4 protein-coding genes are annotated in these 2789 nt (G+C 68.7%); all 4 read right to left on the minus strand.

Annotated elements, in window-relative coordinates; genetic code table 11:
- Positions 1–915: YihY/virulence factor BrkB family protein (locus VFG33_RS18510; protein ID WP_325054143.1), on the minus strand; the 915-nt coding region annotated here is incomplete at its 3' end.
- Positions 916–946: 31 nt separating this feature from the next.
- A complete protein-coding gene (locus VFG33_RS18515) occupies positions 947–1459 on the minus strand; it encodes a 2'-5' RNA ligase family protein (protein ID WP_325054144.1) in 513 nt (170 codons plus the stop codon).
- An 8-nt stretch (positions 1460–1467) separates the two neighbouring features.
- Positions 1468–2547, minus strand: a complete 1080-nt coding sequence (gene trpS / locus VFG33_RS18520; RefSeq protein ID WP_325054145.1) for a tryptophan--tRNA ligase — start codon at positions 2545–2547, stop codon at positions 1468–1470.
- Between the two features lie 63 nt (positions 2548–2610).
- Positions 2611–2769: a carboxymuconolactone decarboxylase family protein gene (locus tag VFG33_RS41285; RefSeq protein WP_414672964.1), complete on the minus strand. Its 159-nt coding sequence runs from the start codon at positions 2767–2769 to the stop codon at positions 2611–2613.
- Positions 2770–2789 lie beyond the last annotated feature (20 nt).

Raw genomic sequence — 2789 nt, forward strand, 5'->3', positions numbered from 1 at the left:
CGCGGGCTGCTCGGTCTCGAAGGGCATCGCGGCGCGAGCTGCTTCCTCGGCCTCGCCGGTACGCCGGCGATAGTCGAGCGTCGCTTCCTTCGCCCACGCCGCGATCAGCATGATCGCCCTGGTCAGCAGGTAGATCCAGACCAGCAAAGCGAGCGGCAGGGCGAGCGCGCCATAGGCCGCGTTGTTGCCGATCACGCCGTCGACATAAACGTTGCCGAGCCGCTGCGCCAGGTAGAAGAGGATGCCGCCGGCAAGAGCCGCGATCAGTGCCACCTTGCGGGGCAGCACGATCCGTGGCAAGGCGGTCTGCAGATACAGGAACAACACCGCACCGGCCCCGACACCGACCACGATGCTGACCAGGTCGAGCCCCCAGTTGGCGAACCAGGTGTTCTCCAGCCCGGTCCACCCGACGACCTTCTTCGACAGGCCGGTGAGGAAGGACGACGCGCCGGTGGCGATCAGGCCGATCGCGCCCAGGCCGATCAGGGCGCCGAGGTCCATCACCTTGAGCCTCACGGCGTTACCGGGCTGGTCGTCGAGTTCGTGCATGGACCGGATCGAGGCCCGCAGCGAGTCGATCCAGCCGAGGCCGGTCAGCAACAGGGTGACGGCCGAGATCAGCCCGATGGTGCCGGCGTGGTCGATCAGCGAATCGAGATCGATCTTGTCGCCGATCCCCGGCAGATTGGTGCTCAGGGCATCTTTCAGGTCCTGCACCGCCCCGTCGTTCAGCAGCCGGCCGGTGATCGCCGCCGCCAGCACGATCAACGGGAACATCGAGAGGAAGGCGAAGAAGGTCGTCGCCCCGGCGAGGCGGTTGCCCCGCCGGTCGCCGTACCGCTTCCAGGCCCGCCACACCTGGGACCGGCTGAACCGGTTCCAGACCGCTTTGGCCCGCGCTTTGACTGCCATGGTGCTCCTGTACCCCCGGGGTCGCGGAGTACTAGCCTGCCAGCGGGAAGGAGCGCTGGGGCCGCCACACGCCGTCCGCGCCGTGCTCGTACCGGCTGAAGGCGTCCACGTCGAAGGCGCAGTCGTACGTCGACAACGCGTCGTACGCGAGGTCCAACGCCTCCTTGTCCAGGTCGTGCGCAACCGTCACGTGCGGGTGGTACGGGAACCGCAGCTCACCCTGGAGCGGTCCCGACCGGACCTGCGACTGCAGCACCTCGCAGGACGAGATCCCCTCGGCCAGCGTGACGAAGACCACCGGCGAGATCGGCCGGAAGGTCGCCGTACCACGGAGCCGGATCCGGAAGCTCGGGAACCGGGCCGCCACCTGCAGCAGGTGGTCGTCGATGGTCGCCAGGTCCTCGTCGGCCACCTCGGTCGGCGGCAACAACGTCACATGGGTCGGGATCGACGAGGCCATCGGATCTCCGAAGTCGGCCCGGTATTTCTGCAGCTCCGAACCGTAGGGTTCCGCGATCGGGATCGCGACACCGATTGTGGCCATCCGGCGGCCTACCGGCCCGGCCCGGAAAGGGACCCGGCGGCGGGCACGAAACCGAGCCGGTCGTAGACCCGGCGAAGGGTCGGCTCGGTGACGGCGCGGGCGCGCTCGGCCCCGCGGGCCAGGATCGCGTCCAACTCGGCCGGGTCGTCCAGGTAGGCCAGCGTCTTCTCCCGGAACGGGGTGACGAACTCGACCACCTGCTCGGCCAGGTCCTTCTTGAAGTCGCCGTAGCCGCGACCGGCGTACTCGTCCTCGAGTTCGCTGATCTTGCGGCCGCTGAGCGCGGAGTAGATGGTCAGCAGGTTCGCGACGCCGGCCTTGTTCTCCTGGTCGAAGATGACGTCACGGCCGGAGTCTGTGACGGCCGAGCGGATCTTCTTCGCACTCACCTTCGGATCGTCCAGCAGGTCGATGATGCCGGCCGGCGACGAGGACGACTTGCTCATCTTCGCGGTCGGGTCCTGCAGGTCGGCGATCTTCGCCGTCTCCTTGACGATGTACGGCTCCGGCAGCCGGAAGGTCTTCCCGAACCGGTGGTTGAAGCGCTGCGCCAGGTCGCGGGTCAGCTCCAGGTGCTGACGCTGATCCTCACCGACCGGGACCCGGTCGGCCTGGTAGATCAGGATGTCCGCGGCCTGCAGGATCGGGTACGTGAACAGGCCGACGGTGGCCCGGTCGGTGCCGCCCTTGGACGACTTGTCCTTGAACTGGGTCATCCGGCTGGCCTCGCCGAAGCCGGTGATGCAGCCGAGCACCCAGCCGAGCTGGGCGTGCTCCGGCACGTGCGACTGGACGAACAGCGTCGACCGCTCCGGGTCGATCCCGGCCGCCAGCAGCTGCGCGACCGAGCGGCGGGTCCGGTCCCGCAGCGCCTTCGGTTCGTACTCGACCGTGATCGCGTGCAGGTCCACCACGCAGTAGAACGCGTCGTGGTCCTCCTGCAGGGCGACCCACTGACGCACCGCGCCGAGGTAGTTGCCGAAGTGGAAGGAGTCCGCTGTGGGCTGGATCCCGGACAGAACCCGGGGGCGCCGGGTCGTCGCGGGCTCGGCCGGCACAGGGGTGTCGTCGGGGACGGCTGCTGACATGCCGCCGATTCTGCCAGCGACCCCGCTCCCACCCACACCCGGGAGCCTCCGCACCGTGTCGCCCTAGTCGGCGGTGGCCTTCTCCGCGAAGACTTCCGCTGCGATCTGGTAGCTCTCGAAGGCGCGGGCGGCGCCGGCGTAGGCCTCGAGTTGGATGAAGGCCTCGACGATCTCCTCCGGGGTGACGCCGTTGTTGAGCGCGATCCGTAGTTGCCCACGCAGCGGCTCGAGGGTGCCGAGGG

It is taken from the genome of Kribbella sp., from assembly GCF_035687465.1.
Taxonomy (GTDB): Bacteria; Actinomycetota; Actinomycetes; order Propionibacteriales; family Kribbellaceae; genus Kribbella.